Raw genomic sequence first — 765 nt, forward strand, 5'->3', positions numbered from 1 at the left:
GGTGGCCGAGCCGTTGCCGCCGAACGAGGTCGGGATCTTCGGCGGGCTCGACCCGTCGGCGATCGCGACGTTGTAGCGGGACGTGCCGTTCGCATGATGGTCGACGCCGGTCAAGTAGATGTCGCACCACCACGCGCCCTCGATCAACACCATGCCGCGCGGGTCGCTGCAGGCCGGCCGGAACTTGATGTCCCAGAGCGAGTAGGGATTGATCTGAGGCGTCGCGTCACCACCCGCCTGGGCAGGCGCGTTCGATCCTGGGGCGTAATGAAACCCGCCGATACACCGACTGTTGGCAACGGTGTAGCCGGTCGGGGCCGTGAACGAGCTGTCGGCCCGCAGCGTCCCATCCGAGCACAGGTAGATCGCGTAGTCGGTACCGGCGGTGAGCGTCGGCATCTGCACGGCGGTCTGTGCCGCGAACGTGAACAGGATGCCGCCCAGCTCGATCACAGTCCAGGCCTTCAAGCTGACCGTGCCGGGGGCCGTCCGCACGAACGCGACCGACCACCGGTCGGCCTTGCTGAAGATCGTGCGCGACAGGTCGGCGATGCCGAGGTTGGTCAGCCCCTGCAGCTGCTGCGCCGGGCTGTAGCCGCCGGCCGCGTCGAGCCGGAGCCGCTGTGCCAGGGCGGCCGTGATGGCGGCCTCGGCCGTCTCGTCGTTCGCGATCCATGTGGCGATCTCGACGAGCGTGTCGTAGGCGGCCGGCGCGCCCCCCTTGAGCGCCGCGAGCGCTGTGTCGACCTCGGCCTTCGTATAGGC

At 69.0% G+C, this 765-nt stretch carries 1 pseudogene; it reads right to left on the reverse strand.

Annotated features, from left to right (window positions below):
• Window positions 1-765, reverse strand: a pseudogene (locus tag ABTU92_RS30545) (hypothetical protein); the annotation flags it as partial.

This window comes from Rhodoplanes sp. SY1 (assembly GCF_046000175.1).
Taxonomy (GTDB): Bacteria; Pseudomonadota; Alphaproteobacteria; order Rhizobiales; family Xanthobacteraceae; genus Rhodoplanes.